The sequence below is a fragment of the Myxococcus sp. CA039A genome (assembly GCF_013336645.1).
GTDB lineage: Bacteria > Myxococcota > Myxococcia > Myxococcales > Myxococcaceae > Myxococcus > Myxococcus llanfairpwllgwyngyllgogerychwyrndrobwllllantysiliogogogochensis.
On record NZ_JABUMQ010000058.1, the window covers coordinates 1 to 23,519 of the forward strand.

The 23,519-nt window shown below is 70.4% G+C and carries 21 protein-coding genes; 10 read left to right on the plus strand and 11 right to left on the minus strand.

The genetic code is table 11. The features are described from left to right. On the plus strand, nucleotides 1–1,069 hold a 1,069-nt coding region (locus HR086_RS12430), incomplete at its 5' end, for a hypothetical protein (RefSeq protein ID WP_217441778.1). Nucleotides 1,070–1,432: 363 nt separating this feature from the next. Here HR086_RS12430 and HR086_RS12435 read toward each other — a convergent pair. Next, nucleotides 1,433–2,605 (minus strand): GNAT family N-acetyltransferase, encoded by a 1,173-nt coding sequence (locus HR086_RS12435; protein ID WP_174465723.1) that lies wholly within the window; start codon nucleotides 2,603–2,605, stop codon nucleotides 1,433–1,435. A 159-nt stretch (nucleotides 2,606–2,764) separates the two neighbouring features. Next, entirely contained in the window at nucleotides 2,765–3,562 is a 798-nt protein-coding gene (locus HR086_RS12440) for an acyl-CoA desaturase (protein WP_174457088.1), read from the minus strand. A gap of 215 nt (nucleotides 3,563–3,777) precedes the next feature. Between HR086_RS12440 and bioA the strand changes: the two genes are divergently transcribed. Beyond that, nucleotides 3,778–5,109 (plus strand): adenosylmethionine--8-amino-7-oxononanoate transaminase, encoded by a 1,332-nt coding sequence (bioA, locus tag HR086_RS12445; RefSeq protein ID WP_174465724.1) that lies wholly within the window; start codon nucleotides 3,778–3,780, stop codon nucleotides 5,107–5,109. A 140-nt stretch (nucleotides 5,110–5,249) separates the two neighbouring features. Here the strand turns inward: bioA and HR086_RS12450 are convergent, their stop codons facing one another. Together HR086_RS12450 and HR086_RS12455 are read right to left on the minus strand one after the other, a co-directional pair. After that, the gene (locus tag HR086_RS12450; RefSeq protein ID WP_174457086.1) at nucleotides 5,250–6,347 is read right to left on the minus strand and encodes an AI-2E family transporter; all 1,098 of its coding nucleotides are present in this window, start codon (nucleotides 6,345–6,347) and stop codon (nucleotides 5,250–5,252) included. A 207-nt stretch (nucleotides 6,348–6,554) separates the two neighbouring features. Further along, the gene (locus HR086_RS12455) at nucleotides 6,555–7,079 is read right to left on the minus strand and encodes a phage tail protein (protein WP_141641161.1); all 525 of its coding nucleotides are present in this window, start codon (nucleotides 7,077–7,079) and stop codon (nucleotides 6,555–6,557) included. Nucleotides 7,080–7,443: 364 nt separating this feature from the next. On the opposite strand from HR086_RS12455, the gene HR086_RS12460 reads away from it, so the two are divergent. Next, nucleotides 7,444–9,537, plus strand: coding sequence for a collagen-like protein (locus tag HR086_RS12460; RefSeq protein WP_174457085.1), 2,094 nt, complete (start codon nucleotides 7,444–7,446; stop codon nucleotides 9,535–9,537). Nucleotides 9,538–9,887: 350 nt separating this feature from the next. Here the strand turns inward: HR086_RS12460 and HR086_RS12465 are convergent, their stop codons facing one another. Continuing rightward, a complete protein-coding gene (locus HR086_RS12465; RefSeq protein WP_371817317.1) occupies nucleotides 9,888–10,514 on the minus strand; it encodes a GNAT family N-acetyltransferase in 627 nt (208 codons plus the stop codon). 49 nt (nucleotides 10,515–10,563) lie between these two features. Between HR086_RS12465 and HR086_RS12470 the strand changes: the two genes are divergently transcribed. Together HR086_RS12470 and HR086_RS12475 are read left to right on the plus strand one after the other, a co-directional pair. Next, nucleotides 10,564–11,088, plus strand: coding sequence for a hypothetical protein (locus tag HR086_RS12470; protein ID WP_141641163.1), 525 nt, complete (start codon nucleotides 10,564–10,566; stop codon nucleotides 11,086–11,088). 627 nt (nucleotides 11,089–11,715) lie between these two features. Further along, nucleotides 11,716–12,465 (plus strand): DUF1338 domain-containing protein, encoded by a 750-nt coding sequence (locus HR086_RS12475; protein ID WP_174457084.1) that lies wholly within the window; start codon nucleotides 11,716–11,718, stop codon nucleotides 12,463–12,465. A gap of 4 nt (nucleotides 12,466–12,469) precedes the next feature. Here HR086_RS12475 and HR086_RS12480 read toward each other — a convergent pair whose 3' ends face one another. Then, nucleotides 12,470–13,030, minus strand: coding sequence for a sugar O-acetyltransferase (locus HR086_RS12480; RefSeq protein ID WP_141641165.1), 561 nt, complete (start codon nucleotides 13,028–13,030; stop codon nucleotides 12,470–12,472). 248 nt (nucleotides 13,031–13,278) lie between these two features. Here HR086_RS12480 and HR086_RS12485 point away from each other — a divergent pair, with 248 nt between their 5' ends. Beyond that, complete coding sequence (locus HR086_RS12485; RefSeq protein ID WP_174465725.1) at nucleotides 13,279–15,372, plus strand: S9 family peptidase; 2,094 nt, start codon at nucleotides 13,279–13,281, stop codon at nucleotides 15,370–15,372. Nucleotides 15,373–15,385: 13 nt separating this feature from the next. On the opposite strand, the gene HR086_RS12490 is transcribed toward HR086_RS12485, so the two are convergent. From HR086_RS12490 to HR086_RS12505, 4 genes are all read right to left on the minus strand, one after another. After that, on the minus strand, nucleotides 15,386–15,706 hold the full coding sequence (locus tag HR086_RS12490) for a multidrug efflux SMR transporter (protein ID WP_141641167.1): 321 nt from the start codon (nucleotides 15,704–15,706) through the stop codon (nucleotides 15,386–15,388). A gap of 113 nt (nucleotides 15,707–15,819) precedes the next feature. Continuing rightward, on the minus strand, nucleotides 15,820–16,410 hold the full coding sequence (locus tag HR086_RS12495) for a GNAT family N-acetyltransferase (protein WP_174457082.1): 591 nt from the start codon (nucleotides 16,408–16,410) through the stop codon (nucleotides 15,820–15,822). A 230-nt stretch (nucleotides 16,411–16,640) separates the two neighbouring features. Beyond that, the gene (locus tag HR086_RS12500; protein WP_174465726.1) at nucleotides 16,641–17,945 is read right to left on the minus strand and encodes an OmpA family protein; all 1,305 of its coding nucleotides are present in this window, start codon (nucleotides 17,943–17,945) and stop codon (nucleotides 16,641–16,643) included. Nucleotides 17,946–17,969: 24 nt separating this feature from the next. Further along, the gene (locus HR086_RS12505) at nucleotides 17,970–18,329 is read right to left on the minus strand and encodes a DUF4398 domain-containing protein (protein ID WP_174457080.1); all 360 of its coding nucleotides are present in this window, start codon (nucleotides 18,327–18,329) and stop codon (nucleotides 17,970–17,972) included. 212 nt (nucleotides 18,330–18,541) lie between these two features. Between HR086_RS12505 and HR086_RS12510 the strand changes: the two genes are divergently transcribed. Then, on the plus strand, nucleotides 18,542–19,426 hold the full coding sequence (locus HR086_RS12510; protein WP_174465727.1) for a 5'-3' exonuclease H3TH domain-containing protein: 885 nt from the start codon (nucleotides 18,542–18,544) through the stop codon (nucleotides 19,424–19,426). Nucleotides 19,427–19,432: 6 nt separating this feature from the next. Here HR086_RS12510 and HR086_RS12515 read toward each other — a convergent pair whose 3' ends face one another. Continuing rightward, the gene (locus HR086_RS12515; protein WP_174457078.1) at nucleotides 19,433–21,046 is read right to left on the minus strand and encodes an ATP-binding protein; all 1,614 of its coding nucleotides are present in this window, start codon (nucleotides 21,044–21,046) and stop codon (nucleotides 19,433–19,435) included. Nucleotides 21,047–21,251: 205 nt separating this feature from the next. Here HR086_RS12515 and HR086_RS12520 point away from each other — a divergent pair, with 205 nt between their 5' ends. The 3 genes from HR086_RS12520 to HR086_RS12530 are packed head-to-tail and all read left to right on the plus strand — an operon-like array spanning nucleotide 21,252 to nucleotide 23,351. Beyond that, nucleotides 21,252–21,692, plus strand: coding sequence for a group II truncated hemoglobin (locus HR086_RS12520; RefSeq protein WP_174465728.1), 441 nt, complete (start codon nucleotides 21,252–21,254; stop codon nucleotides 21,690–21,692). Between the two features lie 56 nt (nucleotides 21,693–21,748). Beyond that, nucleotides 21,749–22,348: a TetR/AcrR family transcriptional regulator gene (locus HR086_RS12525; RefSeq protein WP_174457077.1), complete on the plus strand. Its 600-nt coding sequence runs from the start codon at nucleotides 21,749–21,751 to the stop codon at nucleotides 22,346–22,348. Nucleotides 22,349–22,388: 40 nt separating this feature from the next. Further along, a complete protein-coding gene (locus tag HR086_RS12530; RefSeq protein WP_174457076.1) occupies nucleotides 22,389–23,351 on the plus strand; it encodes an alpha/beta hydrolase in 963 nt (320 codons plus the stop codon). The last annotated feature ends 168 nt before the right edge of the window (nucleotides 23,352–23,519 follow it).

Below are 23,519 nucleotides of genomic sequence, written 5' to 3' on the forward strand. Positions count from 1 at the left end.
GGCGAGGTCTCCGCCCGGGGAGGGCCACGTGGAGCATGCGTTTCGAGGGGTCGTGTCGGGGGGCTGCATCCGTGACGAGCAGGAGCTGATGCTGGTCGTCAGCCACCCCCATCCGGACAATGACTTCGGAGGCGGGCCGGGCCCGGTCGGGGAGTGGAACCAGCCCGTGGACGCGGAGGCGTACCAGGACCTAGTCGACTCCGGCTCCGACCCGGACGACGCCAGGTTCGAGGTGGATGATTACCAGCATGTAGCGGTGCGCACGGCGGGCGCGTGGACCCTGGAGCAGGTGGTGGTGGTGGGGACCATCGACGCCCTGTGTCGACTGGGAGCCAACCGCCATGGGGCGTTGGTCTCGTATGGCGGCTCGGCGCACTTCGTGGCCATCCGTTCGAGCGAAAGCGGGAAGTGGGAGTCGCTGGAGTACGAGGGCGTTCCGGAGGGGCTGGTGGAGACGCGGGTGTGCTTCAGCGGTGAGGACATCGTGATGGCGGGGAGCCGAGGTTTCGAGCTCGACTCGCCCGCGGAGGTGGGGCTGCTCGTGCGCGCCGAGGGAGCCATGCGCTGGACGCAGTCGCTGGGGCAGTTGCCAGGGCGGGTGCTCGCGCTGGACAGTTGTCCAGGGGCGGCTGGGGCGCGGGTGCTCTATGCGGGCGGCCGGAGCATCTGGATGCATGGGGAGGGCGGCTGGCGCGAGGTCCACTCGTTCCCGCGCGGGGAGGTGTCGTTCGTGCGGTGTTTCCCCTCGGGTGAGGTGATCGCCGGGACGACGCAGGGGGACGTCATCCTGGGCACGGCGGAGGCGTGCCGCGTCGTCGCTCGCGTCGGTCGCATCCATTCGGCCGAGCAGTGGGGTGGCGAGCTCTATGTGGCGGACGAGGAGAACGTCTATCGCGTGGATGCCTCGGGCTTCGAGCGGTGTGCCGTGCCCAAGGAGTCGTCCGTGGCGAGGAACGTGTCCGACGTGGGCATGCTCGTCGTGGGGAATGACCGGCTGTGGCTGGCCGGGAGCCACGTGCTGGCTTCGAGCACGGATGGGAAGCGCTGGACGACGCACCCGGTGCGGTGAGCCGAGGAGCGTTGCGTGAGCTCGAGGACCTCGGGCTCCCGATGGTTCATCATTCCGGCTGGGTTCGTGCCCGCTATCGAGGCAGGGCCGCGAGGAGCGTCGACGTGCCTATCAAGATGACCATCCGTATCAGAAACGAGCTTGGGCGCCCCGCATCTCTGGTCCTCGAGCCCTGGGGAGAAGTGGCTCCGCTGGCGGCCGGGGAAGAGGTGGACATTCATGCCCAGGGACCTGGACCTGAAGAGGTGCACGACGGCGGATTCGTGCAGGTGGATATGACCGCTGACGGAGTCAACGTCTGGGGATGGTCTGGCTCCATCTTGGATATTTCACGGTCCTCGGGGTCGTGAGACCGCACCCTGTCTAGATTTTTGGCAGGGGCCAGGGCTTGAGGCCTGAAATCTGCTCGGCCTCTTCCACCGCCATGTTCAGCCGTGCCCGCTCGCGCCGCACATAGTCGCGCACCGCGCTGTCCAGCCTGCGGTCGAAAATCACGTGCGCGCTGTGCACCGCCGTGGGCTCGAAGCCCCGGGACACCTTGTGCTCGCCACCCGCGCCCGGCTCGAACACCTTGCGGCCCGCTCGGATGCAGTCGTCCACCGAGTGGTACAGACACACGTGGAAGTGCAGGAACGGGTGCTCCTCGATGCTCCCCCAGTAGCGTCCGTAGAGCCGCTCCTTCGTCGCCAGGTTGAAGGCCCCCGCGATGACCCGGCCCTCGCGCACCGCCTCCACCATCTCCACCGAGTCCGGCATCGCCTTGAAGACCCGCGAGAAGAAGTCCGGCGTGAGCTGCACCCGGCCCCAGGAGTGCCGCTCGCACGTGGCCTCGTAGAACTCATACGCGCGCTTCGCATGCGCCTGCGTCAGCTCCGCGCTTCGCACCGTGCGCAGCGTGATTCCCTGTGTGGCCGCCGCTGCTCGCTCGCGCTTGAGCTGATGTCTCCGCTTGGAGTCGAAGCGCGACAGGTAGTCGTCGTAGCTCGCGTAGCCCGGGTTCTTCCACTGGAACTGGAGCGTCACCCGCCGCGCCAGCCCCTGCTCCTCCAGGAAGTCCGCCTCTTCGTCCGTCGGGTAGAGGATGTGCACCGAGGAGCAGCCCTCCTCCTGCGCGCTCTCCACCGCGGCGATCAGCAACGCCTTGCGCAGCGCGGGCACGTCCTCGCCCTGGGCGATGAGCATGCGCGGCACCGTGGCCGGTGACAGCGGCCCTCCGACGATGAGCTTCGGGTAGTACTCCACGCCGAGCCGGGCGGCCGCATCCGCCCACCCGAAGTCGTAGATGTACTCGCCCATGCTGTGGAACTTCCGGTACGCGGGCGCGGCGGCCACCAGCTTCGGGCCGCGCCATATCGTCAGGTGGTGCGGCGCCCAACCTGTCTCCTCGGTGGCGCTGCCGCTCTCCTCCATCGCCGCCAGCCATGCATGGCGCGCGAAGGGCGGCGCGTCCGGACCGGCGAGCGCGTCCCAGTCTGCGGCCGGGACGTCTGTCACTGCGTCGAGGATGCGGAGGCGGAGAGGGGTGTCTGTGGGCACGGGGGGCTGTTTTAACGCGCGCCGTGCGTTCTCGCCGCCTGGCCGTGGGCTCGCCTTCGCCCGGCCCTGCTGGAACCGCCAGGAGGCCCGTTCGCCGGGGGAGGAGGCTTTCGGGCCTCTTCCCCTCGGTTCGGCTCACTCCCGGGTGCGACTGGTGGCTCAGGCCGCCCGGGCGGCGCCCGTGTCGTGCGCGGCCTCTCGGCGCGGCTCCGGCCACACCGCCCGCTGCGGCGTGGCGATGCGGATGACGCCCAGCTTCGCCAGCACGCGCATCACCTGCCACGTGGGGTCGATCTCGAACTTGCGCGCCGCGAAGTTCGGGCTGCTGCCGAACTTGTGGTGGTTGTTCTGGAACAGCTCACCCATGCAGAGCATCTCGACGGGCAGCGTGTTGCGCGACTTGTCGCTGCTGTCGAAGTTCCGGTAGCCGTACTTGTGCCCGCACCAGTTCACGATGGCGCCGTGCACCGGGCCCATCAGGAAGTGCACCGGCAACAGCAGGAACTGCCAGGGCGCCGTCGCGAAGGCCACGTAGAACGACGTGTACAGCCCCACCCAGAACAGCGTCGCCACCCAGGACGTGCGCAGCGTGTCGTCCACCAACGGCCACTCGGGATAGCCGCCGAGGAACCGAGCCTCCGGCTGCCCGCGACCCGCCGTGTAGTCCTCGTAGCGCTTCTTCGTGTGCAGCATCATCCGGAACACGTCCGTGAAGAAGTGCGGCGAGTGCGGGTCCTTCTCCGTGTCCGAGAAGGCGTGGTGCTCGCGGTGCAGAATCGCGTAGGCCTTGGGCGACAGGTACGACGAGCCCTGCACCAGATACGTGAGCAGGTGCATCACCCGCTCCGTGCGCGGACCCATGGTGTACATGCGGTGCGCGGAGTACCGGTGCTGGAAGAAGCTCTGAAAGAAGACACAGAGCAGCCAGTGCGAGACGAAGAAGACGAGGACGGCCATGGCGCTTTCCCGGTTCGGTGTCAGAACCCGGGTAACACCCCCCATGTCATGGCCACGTCATCACCGGCCGGAAGTTGCTCCCCGGTGACGACCGGGTGAGCCCTGACTTCATGCCGCCATCAGTCGGACGCGCTGCGCCAGGGCATGACGCGCGGTGACAGGGGCGCGATTTCCGGTACGGAGCACCTCTCACATTCATCGACAGGGGTGCACACGTGGAGCGGGCCGACATCGTCAAGCTGGACAAGGGGCACGTCTGGCACCCGTACACCGCCATGGAGGCGTACATCGCGGGGACGGACCCGCTCGTCATCTCCCGTGCGGAAGGGCCCTACCTCTTCGACGTGGATGGCCGGCGCTACCTCGACGCGAATGGCTCCTGGTGGGTGTCCACCCTGGGCCACCGCCACCCGCGCCTCCTGCGCGCCCTCACGGAGCAGGCGGGCCAGCTGCCCCATGTCTCGCTCGCGGGCATCACCCACGAGCCCGCCGCCGCGCTCGCCTCGGAGCTGGTGGCGATGGCCCCCGGCGCGGACCGCCCGGAGCTGCCCGCCGGTGAGCGGCTGACGCGCGCCTTCTACTCCGACAACGGCAGCACCGCGGTGGAGGTGGCCATCAAGATGACCGCCCAGTACTGGGCGCAGAATGGCCAGCCTCGCCGCACGCGCTTCATCACCCTGTCCGGCGCGTTCCACGGAGAGACCATCGGCTCCACCAGCGTGGGTGGCGTGCCCCTGTTCCGCGAGGTGTTCGGGCCGCTGCTCTTCGACGTGGTGCATGTGCCGTCTCCGGCGGAGGAGGGCGGCTGGGAGCGCGCCTTCGCCCAGGTGCAAGCCGCGCTGCGCGAGCACCCGGACGAGATTGCCGGCGTCATCGTGGAGCCCATCATCCAGGGCGCCGCGGGCATGCAGATGTACTCGCCGGACTTCCTGCGCGCGGTGCGCGAGGCCACCCGCGCGGTGGACACCTTCCTCATCGCCGATGAGGTCTTCACTGGCCTGGGCCGCACCGGGGCGCGCTTCGCCGTGGACCTGGCGGGCGTGGTGCCGGACCTGCTCTGTCTGGCCAAGGCGCTCTCGGGCGGACTGATGCCTTTCGCGGTGACGCTCGCGTCCGAGCGCATCTTCTCGGGCTTCCTCGGCGCGTCGTCGCGCGCGCTGTATTACGGGCACTCGTACTGCGGCAATCCGCTGGGCGCGGCCGTCGCTCGCGAGGTGCTCGCCGTGTATCGCGACGAGGACGTGCTGGGCCAGGTGGCGCGCAAGGCGCCGAAGGTGAAGGCCGCCTTCGAGCGCATGGCCGCGACGCTTCCCGGGCTCGTGCGCCCGCGTGCCATCGGCATGGTGGGCGCGGTGGACCTGGGCGGTGGGGGCTACCTCGCGAGCAGCGGGTGGCGCGTGTACGAGGCGGCTCGGCGACGTGGGCTCTACCTGCGCCCGCTCGGTGACACCGTGTACATCGCGCCCGCGCTCAACATCCCCGACGCCGCGCTCGATGAGCTGCTGGCGGGCGTGGAGGACTCGCTGCGCGAGGTGGCGCGCGGCTGACGGTGCGTCCGCGCGAGAGGCCTCGGCGAGCGGCGGGTGCCGGAGGTGATTCGGCTCGCGTCAGGAGGGCACGGTGGGTGACGGCGCCCCGTGCAAGGGCCGCTTCGGCGTGTCGTGGCGCCGAGGTGTCTCGGCCCGCGTCAGGACGGCCCGGGCGGTAGCACCGAGTCCGCGCGGGCGATGCGGCGCTCCTGTCGGAACAGGAGCATCTCCCGGACGAGAATCTGCACGGTGGCCGCGACGGGCACCGCCACCACCGCGCCGACGACACCCGCCAGCTCCGCGCAGAACAGCACCGCCAGCAGGATGAGCAGCGGGTTGACGTGCACCGTGCGACGGAAGACGAGCGGCGCCAGCACGTTGCCCTCCAACTGCCCGTACAGCACGAAGTACGTCAGCACCCCCAGCGCCATCCACATCCCGCCCGTCGCCCACGTCAGCAGCGTGATGAAGCCTCCCGCCACCACCGGTCCCGCGTAGGGCACCATGCTGGAGAAGCCACTCACGATGCCCAGCGGCAGGAAGTACGGCACCCCCAGCGCCGCGAGCACGGTGGACGTGAGCAGCGCGTTGAAGGTGCAGATGAGCGTGAGCCCCGTCAGGTACCCACCCGTGGCCCGGTACACGTTGCGCAACACGCGCACGTAGCGCATCCGGTGCTCCGGCTTGGGCAAATCCAACAGTCGCTTCAGCAGGCCGCCGCCGAACACCAGCATGAAGACGACGAGGAAGAAGACGCTGAGCGCGCCTCCCACGAGCCCCACCATGCTGCCAATGGCATGCACCACCAGCCCCGGCAGCGTCCCCGTGGCGAGCTCCGGCGTGGCGTCCTCGAGCTGCCGTGCCCAGCCCAGGTTCTGCAATCGCTCGTTCAGCCCCCGGAAGGGACGCGACTCGCGCACCTCCTGCCAGAGATGCGGCCACTGCACCACCAGCGCATCCACCTGAGCCGCCGCCGCCGGAATCACGAGCAACGCCAGCAGCGCGAGCACCGTCATCGCGGCGAGCAGCATCGTCGCGATGGCCAGCGCCCGAGGCATCTTCCACCGCTCCAGCCGCGAGACGCCGTGCTCCAACGCCAGCGCCAGCAGCGCCGCGATGCCCGTCAACGTGAGGGCGACCCGCGTGCGCACCACCAGCACCACGAGCGCCAGCACCGCCAGCACCACGAAGCACACGGTGAACACCGTCTTCGGTGTCACCTGGGAGCCCTGTCTCGTTTCCCCCTGCTCCGCCACCGTACCCCCACGCGACAGACACCTCGCCTCGTGGGGGTATGCAGTGCCTCGCCTGGATGCCAGCCTCCCCGCCCGGAGGCGCCAGTGGATGTCAGGTCGACTCCACCCGCGCCCGGGACTTCCGGCATGGCGTGTTCATGCGCCGACAGTGACGATGACGCACGCGCCCCTTCCGTGAGAGGCGCGCCCGCCCCGCGACGCACGACGTCAGTTGCGCGAGGGGAAGATGCCTTCCAGCGCGATGATGAAGTTGATGGCCAGGAACGGAGACATGTTGTTGTGCGGCTGGCTGCCGCCCGCGACTCCAATGGCCGCCGGGTTCATCGTCCCGTCGATGGGCGCGGCCCGGTAGTTGAGGACCGTCGCGGTGCTGTCCGCCGCCAGCACCACGCCGATGGGCGTCTCCGTGTCGCCCTGCTGCGAGCTGACGTTGAGGGTGTGGTTGTGCGCCGGCATCTGCGTCGAAATCAGCGTCACCGTCTCCGAACCTCCCTGCTCGCCCAGGGTCCGAGGCGACAGGCCAGGCCCCTGTCCCGGCTGCATCGGATAGCGCCCGCGCAGGTCCGGCAGCGCGAAGGTCGTCTGCCCGTTGCCTCCATACGTCGTGCCCAGGATGGAGAAGAGCGCGGTGTTCTGCGCGATGGAGAGCAGCTGGCCCTGGCAGAACGCCCAGCCGCGCGGAGCGAAGTTTCCCCCGAACAACCGGATTTCACCGATAAATGGCTCGGACACGTGTACGCCTTTCGTTGCTTGAGTGTGTGTGTTTCACGCGAAACCCAGCACGTGTCGCTCTCCTGAGCAAAGCATCGGCCACACTTCTTTCATGGGTCGTTTTGGAGTCAGGCCCCGCTGTGGGACGCGTGCTTCCCGAGTGGGCATGGGGGTCTCATGTGTCTCGTGCCCCATCGCGTCATGCGTTCCGGTGTGACGCGAGTCGCGTTCTGGAAGAACGCGGGGGAGGGCTGTTTCGCGTGAGCCATTTCGAGCCACAATCCCTCACGCCCTGCTGAGTGGGGCGTGCACCCCGACACAATCCATCCTGGCTCGTGACTTGCTCTGTGCCTTGGCCCTGAGTTCCACGACGAGGAGACCACCCATGGCTCAAATGAACTGGCGACACCCCACGTATTGGACGCGGGGGTTCCGCGCGCTACCGGTGACGGCGTTGTTGCTGTTGTCCGCATGTGAAGAAGGACCTGAAGGTCCCCAGGGGCCTCAAGGCCCCGCGGGTCCCGCCGGTGCTCAAGGCGCCGCGGGTCCTGAAGGCGCGCAGGGTGCTCAGGGCGACCTGGGCCCCAAGGGAGACACCGGTGACGTGGGGCCGGCCGGTCCAGCGGGGCCTGAAGGTCCCGAAGGCCCCGAGGGCCCTCCGGGTCCCGCCAATGGACCGCGAGGTGAGGAAGGAAAGCCCGCGGTGGCTCGCACGACGCTGGAGCCGGCGGGTGCCAACTGCGCCACGGGTGGCGTGAAGCTGGAGGCGGGCGTCGACGACAACGAAGACGACGACCTGGATGACGACGAGGTGGATGTCACCAGCTACGTGTGCAACGGCGCGCAGGGACCGCAAGGCGTCGAGGGGCCGAGGGGCGACACGGGGCCGCAGGGCAACGTGGGCCAGCAGGGGCCCCAGGGACAGCAGGGCGTCCAGGGACAGCAGGGTGAGACCGGCGCGCAGGGCAACGTGGGTCCGGCGGGTCCGGTGGGTCCCGCGGGTCCGGTGGGTCCGCGCGGTGATACCGGCCCTCAGGGTGAGACGGGCCCGGAGGGGCAGCAGGGCGCCACGGGCCTGAGCGCGCTGGTGCGCACGTCGGCCGAGGCGTCCGGGGCCAATTGCGCCACCGGCGGTGTGAAGCTGGAAGTGGGCGTGGACGCCAACCGCAACAACACGCTGGACACCTCCGAGGTCAACGCGGCGCTGACGCGCTACGTGTGCGCGGGTCCGCAGGGGCCGCAGGGGTTGAAGGGCGACCAGGGTTCGCAAGGTCTGCAGGGACAGACGGGTCCGCAGGGCGCCGCGGGCATCCACTCGGTGGCGGCGACGGCGGCCGAGCCGGCGGGCGCGAACTGCGCCACCGGGGGTGTGCGGCTGCAGTTCGGACAGGACTCCAACGGCAACGGCGTGCTGGATGCCGGCGAGGTCATCGCGGCGCTGACCCGGTACGTCTGCGCGGGGGCCCAGGGACCGCAGGGTGTCCCCGGTGCGCAGGGCACGCAGGGTACGCCGGGCACCACGGGTGCGACGGGCGCGACAGGAGCGACGGGGGCCACGGGCTCGCAGGGGCCGCAGGGGCCGGCGGGTTCGACGGGGGTCTACGGTGACGGCTCGGGTGGCTTGCTCAACGTCCCCATCGGCAACACGCTGGACCTCACCACGGTCGGTGGTTTCAACACCCTGGCGGGGCGGCAGCACCTCCAGTTCTCGACGGTGACCATCGCTGGCACCCTCATCCTCCCGAGCGGCACGGTCATCCGCTCCACGGGTGATGTCACCATCTCCGGAACCATCACCGTGGACCAGGGCACCGAAGACAGCGGCGCGGGCCCCGCGACGGCGGGCGTGTCGCGGGCCGCCGCTGGCGAGCCGCAGAAGGGCCTGGGCTTGCAGCCGCTCCAGGGCGCGCAGCTCCTTCGGCCGGGTCCCCAGGGCGGTGGTTCTGGCGCGAAGGCCGTGGGGGTGAGTGGCGCCGGAGGTGGCGGCTCGCTGGTCATCCTCTCGCAGGGCAACGTGCGGGTGCAGCCGACCTCCGCCATCAACGCGAACGGCGACCCGGGTGGGACGTTGGGCAATACCCCTGGCGCCGGTGGTGGTGCGGGTGGCGTCGTCGTCATCGTGGGCAAGGCCAGCGTGACGGTGGGCGGCTCCATCCGCGCGGTGGGCGGTCGCGGCGGAGATGGCAACAGCGCGGGCGGCGCTGGCAAGGGTGGTGGTGGCGGCGGCGGCGGCGGCATCATCCACTTGCTCTCCAGCACCAGTCCCGCCGTGACGGGCACCCTCGACGTGAGTGCTGGCGCAGCGGGTACCACCGCTCCTCCCGTCAGCCCGAGCACCGCCGTCGCGGCGGGCGGCGGCGGCGGCGCGATGGGTGGTGACGGTGGCGATGGTGGTGCCACGGGCATCACGTCTGGCGCCGGCGCACCGGGCCTCTCCTTCCAGACCGTGACTCCCGTGCCGGAGAACATCTTCCTCTAAGTGGAGGAGGACGCATCCCGCCGTCCGGTCCTCACGGCCCGGCGGCGGAAGGTTTGCTGGGCGCAGTGAATCGCCGGACGGGCGGCTCGCAGACGAGTCGGGGGGACCGCTGGCATCCAGGCCATGGACGTGGCGCGAGCGGCCCCGTGCCGGTTCGTGGCTTCATCACCCGGGTCATTCGGATGACCCCGGAGCAAGCGCGCGGACGGGCCCCTGGTTGTCTGTCTTCAGGGCCTCCGCGCGCTTCTTCGCCTTTCCCCGGCGACCGCCCGCGTGACGCGCAATCGGCGCGCGGCCCGTTCGTGTTCCGGGGGCATGGCGCGCTTCCCCCAAGCCGGGCCCTGTCGCCCTCAGCCCGCACGTGACGCGGGTGTCCACTCCATGGCCACGTATGGAGAATCTTCCCGCACGGGCAAAGTGCCTGGTTCCACCTGGAAGCCCAGTCGCGAGTACAGCCCGCGCGCGGGGCTGTCATGGAGCACGTGCAGGCGCACGCACACGCGTGCCTCGCCCGCGGCCTCCAGCAGCTCGCGCAAGAGCTGTGTGCCCAGGCCCCCGCCCCGGTGCGAGGACAGCAGCGCGATGTCCACCAGCCGCCACTCCTTCTCACCGCGCACCACCAGCAACCTGCCCGCCGGCTGACCGTCCACCAACACCACCCGGTCCTCCGCCGTCGGATACCGCGCGCCCCAGTCACGTCCCCGGGCCAGCCACTGCATTCGCAGGAACGCCTCGCGCTGCGCGGGTGTCCAACCCCACGCCGCCAGCTCGCCCTCCCGCGCGCTGACGTACAGGGCGAAGAGGAAGTCGTTGTCGGAGGGGGCGATGGGACGAGAAGCCAGGGGCACGGTGCCGCGAAGCATGTCCGCGCGGGCCGCCACGCGTCCACCGCTCGACACCCCGGGCGGGCCTCGTCCGCCATCCGACGTGCCCGTGAAGCAACCGCGAACACCGACGTCCGTGGATTCGAGGTCCACACGTCAGACCTGGATGAGAGCTTCGGGGCAATCCCGACAGGAGCACGAGATGAAGAAGACGCGAGACCCTGAACTGACCCTGGCCCTCCAGGAGGCCCGCGAGACGGAGGACCGGTGGCGAGGGCTCGCCACGCGGCTGCTGGAGCTGGGGGATGACGCGATGGACGCGCAGTTGCTCGTCGCCTTCCGCGCCGCGCGCGAAGAGGGCGTCGTTCCTCCGGACGCGGGCTTCTTCCTGGTGGCCCACATCCTCACCGCCATGGCGGACGAGGCGCTGACGGAGGTACCGCGCGTCCAGCGGCTCGCGCTGGAGCTGGACCTGATGGAGCGCGAGTACGGCATGGAGGACGGCTGCTGGCAGGACGACGAGGAGCCGCCGCCGGAGGACTGGGAGGCCCTGCTCGCCGAATACGAGAACGCCTGCGACGAGGCCCGCGCCGCCTTCTTCCGCGCTTACGGCGAGGAGGACATGGCCCGGCTGTACGTGGAGGACCGCGTCTGCTTCCACCGCCGCTTCGAGTGTGGCCGCCGCTTCTTCCACGGCCTGCCCATGCTCCCCGAGCATCTCCACTGACCCACTCCCTCCGTGGAGCGGTGCGTCATTCTCGGGAGCTGATGAAGTGTGTCTTCGCGGAACGAGAAATCGAGAGGGAAGATTTCCGGGGGGCCGCGTTCATCAGCGTGCCGACCGGGTCCGCCCATTTCGCGGGGTGTCCTTCCGCGCGTGTCTCCCCGCCCCAGAGGGGGCTGACGCGTGCGCATCCGGAGGCGCTCGGGGGTTGTCCGTCGCGAGCCCGGTGTGGGGTTTCGCGGTGGAAGAGGGTGGAGGTGGGCCTGGGGGCCTGTCTTCGCCCTCGCCTGCGCTCGCGAGGCCACGATGACGTGGCGCGGCACAGCGTTACGGAAACTTTACGCTCACAATTCTGTCAATTAGCCGGGCTACAGGGTGGCGCAACGCGACTTTGATGCCCACTCTTGCGCGGCACTGGCGTTTTCCAACGTCGCACCCTATTTCGCCGCACGACTTCGGGTGGCGCCGAGCGGGCCGGAACGGAAGTCAATGCATACCAAGAAGGGTACAGAGACTCGAAACTCCAAGGCGAGTCTCTAGCGCGCGGCGCGCGTCTCCGAACGAAGTCCCCTCCAAGGGCTCGGGGCCGCGCGCCGCCGCACTTTTCTGGGCGGATTAGAGTGCGCCGCCATGACGACTTCTCAGGCCACCCGGCTGTTGGACCTGCTCTGGGAGCGCTACGCCTCCGAGGTGCCGTTTGCCCGCACCTTCGTGCAGCTCTCCGGGGGCAGCTTTCGCAATGACCATGTCGCGCTGCGCTCGCTGGCGCGGCCCGGGGGCGGCATCGCCCTCTTCTCGCGGCCCTTCGAGCGGCTGGGCTGGAAGCCCGCGGGGGCATACACCTTCCCCGACGCGCACCTGTCCGCCATCTACCTGTCGCATCCGGCGGGGCTGCCGCGCGTCTTCATCTCCGAGCTGAAGTCGGAGGAGCTGTCGCCGCGCGCTCGCGAGCTGCTCGGCACGCTGCCGGACGATCCGCCGCCGCCCGAGGACGTGGACGCGCTGGCGGCGTGGTTCTGCTCGCCGCCGCCGCCGTCGGAGGCCGCGCTGCTGGAGCTGGAGAAGGAGTCGCAGTACGGCGCCTGGCTCCTGGCCTTCGGCCGCAAGGTGAACCACTTCACCGGCTCGGTGGATGACGTGGAGGTCTGGCAGCAGCGCATGCGGGAGGCGGGCGTTCCCATGAAGGCGGACATCGAGGGCGCGCCGGGCACGTCGCTGCGGCAGACCGCCACCCAGGCCGCGCCGCTGTCGGTGACGCTGCGCGAGGGGGGCCGCCGTCCGTGGCCCTACGCGTACTTCGAGATTGCCCAGCGCGCGCCGGACTTCGACGGGTTCCTGGGGCCGCAGGCGCGCGCGCTGTTCGACATGACGAAGCGCTGAACGCTCAACGCAGCGAACGGATGACACGACAGGGATTGCCCGCCGCCAGCACATACGGCGGGATGTCCTTCGTCACCACGCTGCCGGCGCCAATGGTGACGCCCTCGCCGATGGTGACTCCCGCGACGATGATGGCGCCGCCGCCCACCCACGTCTTCGCGCCGATGGTGACGGGCCTGGCCAGTTCCGGGCCCTTGATGCGCTCGTCCGCGTCCAACGGGTGCGTGGCCGCGTAGATGTGCACGTTGGGGCCAAACGACACGTCGTCACCAATGGTAATCTGGTTGCAATCCAGGATGACGCACTGGAAGTTCATGTAGACGCGCTCGCCCAGGGTGATGAAGGTGCCGTAGTCGCAGTGGAAGGGCGGCTCGATGTAGCAGCCCGTGCCCCGCTTCCCGATGAGCTGGTCGAGCAGCTGCTTGCGCGCGTCCTCGTCGTCCATGAGCGTGTCGTTGTAGAGGCGCAAGAGCCGGCGCGCCCGGGACCTGGCCGCCGTCAGCTCCGCGTCCCAGCCGCTGTACAGCTCCCCCGCAAGCATCTTCTCCCGCTCGGTTCGTGCCATGGCCCGGCAGTCTTCACTGGGCCTGGCGCACGGCTTCCGTCGAAGTGGGACGTCTGTCCGACGATGGACGCGCTGAGTCACTCCTCGCACGCCAAAACTTCCGAGGTCCAACGAATGAGGAGGCCTTCCAGGAAGGCGGGACAGGGCCTCCAGGTGGGGTGTCAGAAGCAAGTGTCCGGACGCGGGGCCGCCCCACTCATGTAGTCTGGTGCTCTCTTCCAGACCCGTGGGGGGATGTGTTGATTCGGATGGTGGCGAGAGTCGTCGGCCTGGGTGTGGCGCTGTGGTGCGTGGCTCCGGCCTTCGCGCAGGTGGGCGAGTCCATGCCCGCGCCCTCCGCGTTGGACCGCGAGACGACGGTGGTCGTTCGCGGCGCGGCGACGAAGGTGGGCAAGCCGTCGGTGGAGTCCATCCTGGGCGCGGTGGGCCGCACCACGCGCTTCCGCCAGGTGGCCCTGTCTCCCAATGGGACGTGGGTGGCATGGGTGGAGGTGGCTTCCACGGGGGGCACGCTCATCCACGCGGTGGAGCTGGACGTGAGCGAGCCGCAGGCGGTGCGCGTCAGCGTCTGTCCCGACGGGCGCGCCTGTGACGAGTCGTCCATCGCCTGGAGTCCGGATGGAAAGCAGCTGGCGTTCCTGTCCGATGCGGTCCAACGGGGACAGTCCCAGTTGTATGTCGCGGACCTGGCGCAGTCCGTGGCGCGGAAGCTGACGTCCTTCCAGGGCTCGGTGTCCGCGCCCCAGTGGTCGCCGGATGGCGCGTCCGTGGCGGTGCTGGTGATGCAGGGCGAAGGGGCAGAGCAGGCCAAGGGCCCCAACGGCCCCGCGGCGCGAGAGACGGGCGTGGTGCGGGAGTCCCATTCCGTGAAGCGCGTGGCGCTGGTGTCCGTGGCGGACGGCGCCCACCGCGTCGTGTCGCCCGAGCAGCTCTTCGTCTACGAGTACGCGTGGAGTCCGGAGGGCTCGCGGCTGGCCTTCATCGCGGCGCCGCCTCCAGGAGACGCGAGCTGGTGGTTGGCGAAGCTGCATGTGCTGGAGACGGCCAACGGCCGCTCGCGCCTGGTGTACGCGCCCAAGTGGCAGCTCACCGAGCCGGTGTGGAGCCCGGATGGGAAGCACGTGGCCGTCATCGAGGGGTTGATGAGCGACCAGGGCGTCAACGGGGGCGATGTGATGCTGGTGTCGCTGGAGGGCGGCAAGGCGCGCAACCTCACCGCGGGGATGAAGGCGACGGCGACGACGCTCGAGTGGGTGGCGCCCCGGAAGCTGCTGTTCGGCGCGCAGGTGCGCGGGGAGTCGGCGGTGGCCTCGGTGGACCCGACGGCGCAGGGCGGGGTGACGGTGCTGTGGAAGGGGCCGGAGCGGCTGAGCGCGGGTGGCTCCGTGGGGCTGTCGCTGTCGCGGGACGGCAAGCGCAGCGCGGTGGTGCGCGAGTCCTTCACCCAGGCGCAGAACGTGTGGGTGGGGCCGGTGGGGGACTGGGAGCGAGTCACGCGGCGCGAGGAGGACCTGCGCGCGCTCGTGGGCGAGACGCGAGACCTGTCGTGGAAGAGCGACGGCGCGGAGGTGCAGGGCTGGCTGGTGGCGCCCGCCGCGTCGATGGCGCCTCCTTCGGGCACGCGCGCGCCCATGGTGACGATGATTCACGGCGGGCCGGCGGCGGGCGTGGTGCCGCAGTTCCGGCCGGACGTGCTGCTCTTCACGGCCCGGGGCTACTACGTCTTCCTCCCCAACTACCGGGGCAGCTTCGGCCAGGGCGCGGACTTCGCGCAGGCCAACCGGCGCGACTTCGGCTTCGGTGATTTGCGCGACATCGTGTCGGGCGTGGACGCGGTGCTGGCGCACGCGCCGGTGGACCCCTCGCGGCTGGGGGTGACGGGGTGGAGCTACGGCGGCTTCATGACGATGTGGGCGGTGACGCAGACGCAGCGCTTCCGCGCGGCGGTGGCGGGCGCGGGCATCGCCAACTGGCAGAGCTACTACGGCACCAACCGCATCGACGCGTGGATGCGGCCGTATTTCGGCGCGTCCGTGTATGAGGAGCCGGAGGTGTACACGCGCAGCTCGCCCATCAACTACGTGAAGCTGGCGCGCACGCCCACGCTGGTGCTGCATGGCGAGCGGGACGTGGAGGTGCCCGTGACGCAGGGCTACGAGTTCCACCACGCGCTGAAGGAGCTGGGGGTGAAGACCCAGTTCGTCGTCTACGCGGACGAGGGCCACACCCTGCGCAAGCCGGAGCACGTGGTGGACCGGATGCGGCGCACGGTGGAGTGGCTCGACACGCACCTGCCCGCGGGCCCCAACGGCGCCCCTCGGGCCGCCGCGCTCCCGCGCTGAGCCGCGCGCGGCGTCAGTGCGCGCCGCGCAGGTTGAGCAGGACGACGCCCCCGATGATGAGCGCCACGCCGATGACCTTGGTGGTGCTCAACGGCTCGTCCAGGAAGATGACGCCGATGGTGACGATGGCGGCCGTTCCCAGGCCGGACCACATCGCGTACGCGACGCCCACCGGCACCTGCTTCACCGCTTGCGCCAGCAGCAGGAACGCCACCGCGTAGCCCGACAGGCAGCCCACGGTGGGCCACAGGCGGGTGAAGCCCTGGGTGGACTTCAGCAGGCTCGTCGCCACCACTTCACAGGCGATGGCCCCCAACAGGAACAGATACGCCACGCTTCCACCTCCGTGGCGAAGCTGTACGAGGCTCGCTGTCCCTTCGCCAGCGCGTCCTGCGTCCGTCGAGGGATTCACGACGGTTGACTTGAACGCGTGATGCGTGGCCGCGACTACTCGGCGGTGGGGCTTCCCTCGGGCGCGACGAGCGAGGTGAGGATGTGGTCCCTCCAGCGGCCGTCGATGCGCAGGAAGTCGCGCGCGTAGCCCTCCACCGCGAAGCCCAGCCGGCGCAGCACGGCGGCGCTCCGGAGGTTCTCCGGGAGGTGGTTGGCCTGGATGCGGTGCAGGCCCATGGTGGTGAAGGCGTGGGTGCAGACGGCGCGCAGGGCCTCCGTCATCAGGCCCTGGCCCTCGTGACGGTGGTCCAGGCCGTAGCCCAGCGTCACGGCCTGGAGCGGTCCCCGGACGATGTTCGTGAGGGAGATGTTGGCGATGACGGGCGCGGAGGACAGCGGCTCCGCGCGAGGGAGGACCACCATGCGCAGGGACCTGTCGAAGCGCGCGTCCTCCAGGTCCTGTGCCAGCCGCGTGCGCCAGTACGCCAGGGTGTAGAAGTGGGCGGGCCGCGTGGGGGACACCGGGCCCAGGTGGTCCCGGTTGGCTTCGAAATAGGCGACGACGCGCGCCGCCCCGTCGGGAGGCAGCTGGGTCACCCTCAAACGCTCGGTGGTGAGCAGGACGATGGGTTTGTCGGAGGCCATGACGAGAGCGGCGCGCAGGCTATCGCGTCGCGCGCCGGAACCGGAGCGCCGCAAGCGGGACGGAGCGCTCCGGGTGACAGGTGCTCGACGGGGCCGAAACGCCGCGCTCCGGGCCTGTCCGGGCATGAGAGCCGCGCGCAGGTCCGGAGCGAGGGTTCTTCACGCACACCACCAGGAGCAACGTGCCTCGCACACCCACCCGGCGTTGGGCCGGGCGGGTGTCAGCGGGGTTACTGCTTCACGTCCTGATTCGCGCCGTCCGAGCCACCCGTGCCATGGAAGTCCTCGTGGTCGGCCGACGTGCCCTGCTGTCCCTGGCTCTCCGAAGGCGCACCACCGCCACCGGTGCCCGGGAAGTCTTCATGGTCCGCTGAGGTGCCCTGCTGTCCGGAGGGAACCGCGCCGCTCGTGTCCTCCTGGGGTGGCAGGGTGTCATTCGAGGAGCCTGACTCCGGAGCCTGCTTCTGCTGCTCGGAGCCGGCGCCGCCCGTGCCCTGGCCGCTGCCACCGACGGCGCGCTGTCCGCCGCGCTCGACGACGATTTCCACGCGGCGGTTGTTCGCGCGGCCCTCGGCCGTGGCGTTGGTGGCCACGGGCCGGAACTCACCCATGCCGCGCGCCTCGATGCGATTGGCGGGGACGCCCTGGTTGATGAGGAACTCCTTCACGCGCTCGGCGCGCGCATAGGAGAGCCGCTCGTTGAGCGCGTCCGAGCCCTGCGAGTCCGTGTGCCCTTCGATGAGCAGCGGCTTGTCGCCCTCCTTCAGCACCTGCGCCACGTCCGCCAGTCTGTCGCGGGCCACCGGCAGCAGGTCCGACGCACCGGAGGCGAAGAGGACGCTGCCCGACAGCGTCAGCACCGTGCCTCGGGCTTCCTCGCGGACCTTGAGGTCCTTGTTCGCGCGGTCCAACTGCGTCAGCGCCTCGCTGGCCTTGCGCTCGGCCTCCACGCGCGCCTGTCGCTCCGCCTCCAGTTGCTGGGCGCTCTGCTGCTCCGTCTGGCTTCGCGCCTGCTGCTGCGCCTGCAGCTCCGCCGTCTGGCGTTGCAGTTCCTGGTTCTGCTGGGCCAGGCGCTGGGCCTCGGCCTCCAGTTGCTGACGACGGGAGGACTCTTCCGACAGCCGCTGGTCATTGGCCTGCTGCTGCTGGGAGGACTGGGCCTGCGACAGCCGCTGCTGCTCCTGTCGGGCCTGGGCCTGACTCAGAGCCGCTTCGGCCTGGGCCTGTTGCCTGGCGGCGATCTCCGCGCTGCCCCAGGCGCCAGCGGTCTCCGCCTTGCGCAGGGCCACGTAGGACAACACTCGCGTGCGGGTGGCGTCCTTGTCGTCCTGGTACGCCTGCTCCGCCTGGCGCAAGGCATCTCGCGCCTCGGTCACCTCCCGGGGACGCTCACGCCCCTGGGGACTGGCAATCAACTGCTGATAGGCCGACCGCGCCTCCACGAGCTCCTTGGGTGGAGCGGCACTCGCGCTCCCCGCGGCGAGGAGCGTCGTGGCTCCGACGAGGGCCTTCCATCCACGCTTGCTTCGCACCATGACGGTTTCCTCCGGGACTCGGGCTCACTGCAGGCCGCGTTGCAGCGCCTGGGCCTGCTGGGTGGTTTGTTGCGCCTGCCGCTCCAGTGGCAACGCACGTGCGAGCGCCAGCGCGAGGTCCGCGTCCGCGTCCGCCTGCATGAAGCTCAGCTCCGCGCCTTCCATGTCCTCGTCCATCATCAGCTGCTCGCCGTTGTTGACCTGCTGGCGAGCGAACTCCAGGTGGCGAGCGGCTTCGGGGATGCGCGACGCGCCTGCTCCTTCCGCGGCGCGCATGGAGGCGATGGCCTCTGTTCGTTTGGTGTTCGAGACGGGTGTCACGCTCTGGCTGGCGCACCCGAACAGGGTGGCGCACAGCATCGCGGCAAGCAGCTTCGGGCGCACGGTCTACCTCCAGCAGCCGGATGGAGCGCGGGTGTCGCGCCCCAGGTCCTGAAGTGTGCTCGGGCCGACAACCCGGCAATCCTCACCGGGACAAGCCGCCCGGGGAGCGGCCGGGCGACCCCGAGGCGCGGCGAGCAGTCCTTGCGCGCGGAGGGCCTCGTGACGGTGCGGCCGGGCTGGTCGGAAGGCGCCGGGAGCGATAGGACGGCGGGATGCGCCTGCACCTGGTGGATGGCACGTACGAGCTGTACCGCGCCCACTTCTCGCCCCGGCCCGGCCACGCCGCGCCGGACGGGCAAGACGTGAAGGCGACGGTGGGGTTGATGTCCTCGCTGCTCATGCTGCTGCACGACACGGACGAAGCGGTGACACACGTGGCGGTGGCGTTCGACAACCCCATCCGCTCGTTCCGCAACGCGATGTTCGACGGCTACAAGAGCGACGAGGGCGTCCCGCCGGAGCTGCATGCGCAGTTCAACCTGGCCGAGGAAGCCGTCGCGGCGCTGGGCGTGCGCGTGTGGTCCATGAAGGAGCACGAGGCGGACGACGCGCTGGCCACGGCGGCGGCGAAGTGGGCGGACGCGGTGGAGCAGGTGCGGCTGCTCACCCCGGACAAGGACCTGGGGCAGTGCGTGCGCGGCCAACGCGTGGTGCAGGTGGACCGGCGTCAGGAGAAGGTGCTGGACGAGGACGCGGTGCGCGCGAAGCTGGGCGTGTCCCCCACGAGCGTGCCGGACCTGCTCGCGCTGATGGGCGACGACGCGGATGGCATCCCCGGGCTGCCGGGCTTCGGGGAGAAGGGCGCCTCGTCGCTGCTGGCGGCCTACGGGAGACTGGAGGCGATTCCGGACGACGCGGCGACGTGGACGGCGCGCCCGCGTGGCGCGGACAAGCTGGCGGCGACGCTGCGCGCGCATCGCGAGGAGGCGCTGCTGTACCGGCGGCTCGCCACGCTGGTGACGGATGCTCCGCTGCCCGGCACGAAGACGCTGGAGGACGTGGCGTGGCGGGGCGTGCCCCGGCAGGTGTTCGAGTCATTCTGCGACAGGCTGGGCGTCACCACGATGAAGCGCAGGCCGAAGCGCTGGGTGGACTGAGGCGGACTACCCCGCGGCCTGTCCGTCGTCGTCCTGGGCCGCGAGGGCGACGGGCGGCTGGCGGGGAAGGCGCACGGTGAAGGTGGTGCCGTGTTCCTGGGTGGAGCGCGCCTCCACGGTGCCGCCGTGGGCCACGACGATGCTGCGCACGATGTAGAGCCCCAGTCCGATGCTGCGCACGCCCCGGTCCTCGGGGCGCTCCACGCCGCGCTCCAGCGGCTCGAAGATGCGCGACTGGAGGTCGCCCGGAATCGGGAGGCCCGCGTTGTGGACCTCCAGGACGATGCCCGTGTCCTCGCCCCTCGCGATGACGCGCACCACGGTGTCCGGCGGGCTGTACTGCATCGCGTTGCCCACCAGGTTGCCGAGCACCTGCGCCACCCGGTCGGGGTCCCACGCGCCCGCGCCGCTGCCCTGGTAGTCGGAGACGATGCGGCGCTCGGGCCAGGCCGCCTGGAGTTCGTCCAGCGCCGCGTGCACCACCTCGTGCAGGTCCATGGCGCGCGGATAGATGGGGAGCCCGCGGCCCTGCCGGGCCCGCGTGAAGTCGAGCAGGTCGCGAATCATCCGCGTCGCCCGCTCCGCCGCGCGCAGGATTCGCTGCACGTTGCGCTGTTGCCGGTCGTCCGCGTCCGGGCGCTGCGCCAGCAGGGACGCGGCCAGCGTTATCGCGCCCAGGGGGTTGCGCAAATCATGGCTGACGATGCCGATGAGCTGCCGCTCGAAGTCCGCCTGCGCGTGCACCTCGGCCAGCAGGCGCAGGCGCTCGGCCTCCGTCTGCTGCCATTCGGTGACGTCCTGCATGGCGCCCACCACCTGCACCGCCTGGTTGTCCCCGTCCCGGACGATGTGGCACCGGTCCACCACGTGGGCCCACGTGCTGTCCCCGCGTTGGAAGCGGTAGGTGTCCTGCCACTCGTGGGTCTCGCTGGCCAGGGCCAGCCGCAGGCCGCGCACCACGCGGTCCCGGTCCTCGGGGTGCAGGCGCTCCGCCCACCAGTCGCGCGTGTCCCGGATGTTCGTGGACACGTGGCCGAACAGCTCGTGCAGGCCGCTGGTCCAGTCCACCGTGTCCGTGCGCGGGTCCCACTCCCACACCGCGTCCCGCGTGGCCCGGGCGGCCAGCCGGAAGCGCAGCTCGCTGCGCCACGCGCGCTCCTCCGCGGCCTGCACCTCCGTCAGCGTGCCCTCCGCCAGCATGCGCCGCGCGCGCTCGTCCTCGAGCAGCTGGCGTCGCTGACGCTCCAGGCGCGCCAGGGCCAGCACGCGCGCCTCCAGCTCCACCGGACGGAAGGGCTTGAAGACGTAGTCGTTGGCGCCCGCCGCCAGCGCCTCCACCACGTCGTCCGCGCGGGTGTTGACGGTGAGCAGCAGCACCGGAATCAGCGAGGTGGTGGCGCCCGAGCGCACGAAGCGGCACACCTCCAGGCCCGACATGCCCGGCAGGTACCAGTCCAGGACGAGCACCTCGGGGAGCATTCCGTGCTCCCGCCCCAGCGCCTCCAGCAACGCGGCCCCGTCGGTGAACGTCTCCACCCGGCAGGTGGGAGTGAGCACGCGGCGAATGGCCTCGTTTTCCACGGAGCTGTCGTCGAGGACCCAGACTCGGGGCGGAGGCATCGCCCTGGCCTGCTTGGAGTTGGTGGAAGGGTGCACGGGTGGGGCAGGGCTCTAGCAACCGGCTCTTGCCTGGGTCAAATCTTCGATGGGCAACCCGCGAGGTGCCTGCCAACCTGTCGGCCTCTCGACACCCCTCGGAGCGGCACGCCGAGCGCTCGTTTCGGGAGGGGAAGACCCCGTGCCCGCACGGATGTTGAAGGATGTCATGCCTGTTGAGCTCAAAATTCCCTCCTCTGATGATTGGGTGCCCACGCTGGAGGACACGCCGTATCAGCGCATCGGTGGCGCGGATGCGGTGATGGCGTTGGCGGGGGCCTTCTATGACGCGATGGACGCGCACGAGCCCGTGCTGGCGAAGTTGCACGAACTGGACGAGCAGGGCCGGGTGAACGAGGGGACGCGCGAGCGCTTCGGCCTCTTCCTCATCGGCTGGCTGGGCGGGCCGCAGCATTACGCGGAGCGGCACGGCCACCCGCGCCTGCGGATGCGTCATGGCCATGTGCCCGTGGATCTCTCCATGCGCGACGCGTGGCTGCGCGCCATGGGGAAGGCCCTGGATGCCCGGGGAGTCACCGGCGGCCTGCGCCGCTTCCTGGATGACCGCTTCGCCCAGGTGGCGGACTTCCTGCGCAACACCGAGGGCTGAGCGGCCCCGTGGTTCATCGACTTGCGGAAAAAAGCACGGGCGTTTAGAAAGAGCCCATGCGCAAGGGAGAGCTCACCCATCAGGCGATTCTGGAGCGGGCCATCCAGCTCGCCAGCCGCGTGGGGCTCCAGGGGCTGAGCATTGGCGGCCTGGCGGAGGAGCTGCAGCTCTCCAAGAGCGGCCTGTTCGCGCACTTCCGTTCCAAGACGTCGCTCCAGGTGGAAATCCTGGAGGCGGCGACGGCGCTGTTCACCGAGCGCGTCATCCGCCCGGCGCTCACGCAGCCGCGAGGCGAGCCCCGGGTGCGGGCCCTCTTCGAGCAGTGGCTGACGTGGGAGAAGGAGCTGGTGCCGGAGGGCGGGTGCATCTTCGTGGCGGCGGCCACGGAGCTGGACGACGCGCCCGGGCCCGCGCGTGACAGGTTGGTGCAGACGCAGCGGGACTGGCTGGACTGCCTGGCCCAGGCCGCGCGCATCGCCGTCGCGGAGGGGCACTTCCACAAGGACGTGGACGTGGAGCAGTTCGCCCACGATGAGAACGCACTGCTCCTGGGCTTTCACCACTCCGCGCGCCTCTTGAAAGAGCCGCGCGCGGAGACGTGGGCCCGGCGCGCCTTCGACGCGCTGTTGCGCGCTGCCCGTCCCCAAGGCTCCTGAGATTTCTTTGGCTGTGTGTCGTTCCGAGGAGGACCTCGTCATGGCGAAAAATAGCACGAACGTTCGGGCGAAATTGGCGATGTGGGGCGTGCGGGCGGCGGCGTTGAGCATGGGGGCGGTGGCGCCGGGGCTCACGGCGGCGTGGGCGGACCGGATGTTCCGGACGCCTCGGAGGCCGCATCGCTCGAAGACGGCGGAGGCGGTGCTGGCGCGGGGGCAGCCGCGGATGCTGACGCTGGGGGGCGAGGAGGTGGCGGTGTGGAGCTGGGGCGTGGGACCGCGCGTGCTGCTGGTGCACGGGTGGAGCGGGTATGGCGGGCAGCTCACGGCCTTCGTGGAGCCGCTGGTGTCGGCGGGTTTCTCCGTCGTGACGTACGACGCGCCGGGGCACGGGCAGTCGTCGGGGAGGACCAGTTCGTTGCCGGAGATGGCGGAGCTGGTGGCGGACGTGGCGCGGGCGACGGGCGGGCCGTACGCGGTGATTGCGCACTCACTGGGCGCGGCGGCGACGGCGGTGGCGATGCGCGATGGGCTGAAGGTGGGACGCGCGGTGTTCGTCTCGCCGCCCGCGGACCCGAGGGGTGGCATCCAGGCCTTCGCGCGGGCGATGGGGCTGACGGATGGCGTGTGGATGCGGATGGAGCAGCGCATCGAGGCGCACTTCAACGTGCGGCTGCGTGACCTGGCCCTGCCGAACTTCGTGCGGCTCTTGGGGCACGTGCCGCTGCATGTGTTTCACGACGTGGGAGACCGGGAGGTGCCGCTCGTCGCGGGCGAGTCGGTGGCGAGCGCCTGGCCGGGCGCGCGGCTGACGCGCACGCAGGGGCTGGGGCATCACCGCATCCTGTACGCGCCGGAGGTCGTTTCGCAGGCGGTGGACTTCCTCGTGGAGGGGAAGCCGGAAACCGCGTGGCCCGACGTGGGGCTGCTGGCCTCGGCGTCCGCTTCGGCCTCTGCTTCGACGGCGTCGCGCGCGTCACTGCGGTTGGTGCGGCACTCGTGAGGGAGACAGTGGCTGCTGGCTGAAGCGAGTCCTGGTCGTCACGCTGCTGGGGCTGATGAGTCTCGTCCGCGCTCGTTCATGCAGGACTCCGGGGGGAGGTTCTGGGCATGTCTGGTTTTCGGGAGCAAGCCCGTCTCCCGATGCGCCTCACTCGATGTGTGAGAGGGG

Excerpts from the sequence above, each read along its gene's own strand:
- HR086_RS12440 (WP_174457088.1), bottom strand. The coding sequence starts at position 3,562 with ATGGCCGTCCTCGTCTTCTTCGTCTCGCACTGGCTGCTCTGTGTCTTC.
- HR086_RS12460 (WP_174457085.1), top strand. The coding sequence starts at position 7,444 with ATGGCTCAAATGAACTGGCGACACCCCACGTATTGGACGCGGGGGTTC.
- HR086_RS12470 (WP_141641163.1), top strand. The coding sequence starts at position 10,564 with ATGAAGAAGACGCGAGACCCTGAACTGACCCTGGCCCTCCAGGAGGCC.
- HR086_RS12475 (WP_174457084.1), top strand. The coding sequence starts at position 11,716 with ATGACGACTTCTCAGGCCACCCGGCTGTTGGACCTGCTCTGGGAGCGC.
- HR086_RS12480 (WP_141641165.1), bottom strand. The coding sequence starts at position 13,030 with ATGGCACGAACCGAGCGGGAGAAGATGCTTGCGGGGGAGCTGTACAGC.
- HR086_RS12485 (WP_174465725.1), top strand. The coding sequence starts at position 13,279 with ATGGTGGCGAGAGTCGTCGGCCTGGGTGTGGCGCTGTGGTGCGTGGCT.
- HR086_RS12495 (WP_174457082.1), bottom strand. The coding sequence starts at position 16,410 with ATGGCCTCCGACAAACCCATCGTCCTGCTCACCACCGAGCGTTTGAGG.
- HR086_RS12500 (WP_174465726.1), bottom strand. The coding sequence starts at position 17,945 with ATGGTGCGAAGCAAGCGTGGATGGAAGGCCCTCGTCGGAGCCACGACG.
- HR086_RS12510 (WP_174465727.1), top strand. The coding sequence starts at position 18,542 with ATGCGCCTGCACCTGGTGGATGGCACGTACGAGCTGTACCGCGCCCAC.
- HR086_RS12515 (WP_174457078.1), bottom strand. The coding sequence starts at position 21,046 with ATGCCTCCGCCCCGAGTCTGGGTCCTCGACGACAGCTCCGTGGAAAAC.
- HR086_RS12520 (WP_174465728.1), top strand. The coding sequence starts at position 21,252 with ATGCCTGTTGAGCTCAAAATTCCCTCCTCTGATGATTGGGTGCCCACG.
- HR086_RS12525 (WP_174457077.1), top strand. The coding sequence starts at position 21,749 with ATGCGCAAGGGAGAGCTCACCCATCAGGCGATTCTGGAGCGGGCCATC.
- HR086_RS12530 (WP_174457076.1), top strand. The coding sequence starts at position 22,389 with ATGGCGAAAAATAGCACGAACGTTCGGGCGAAATTGGCGATGTGGGGC.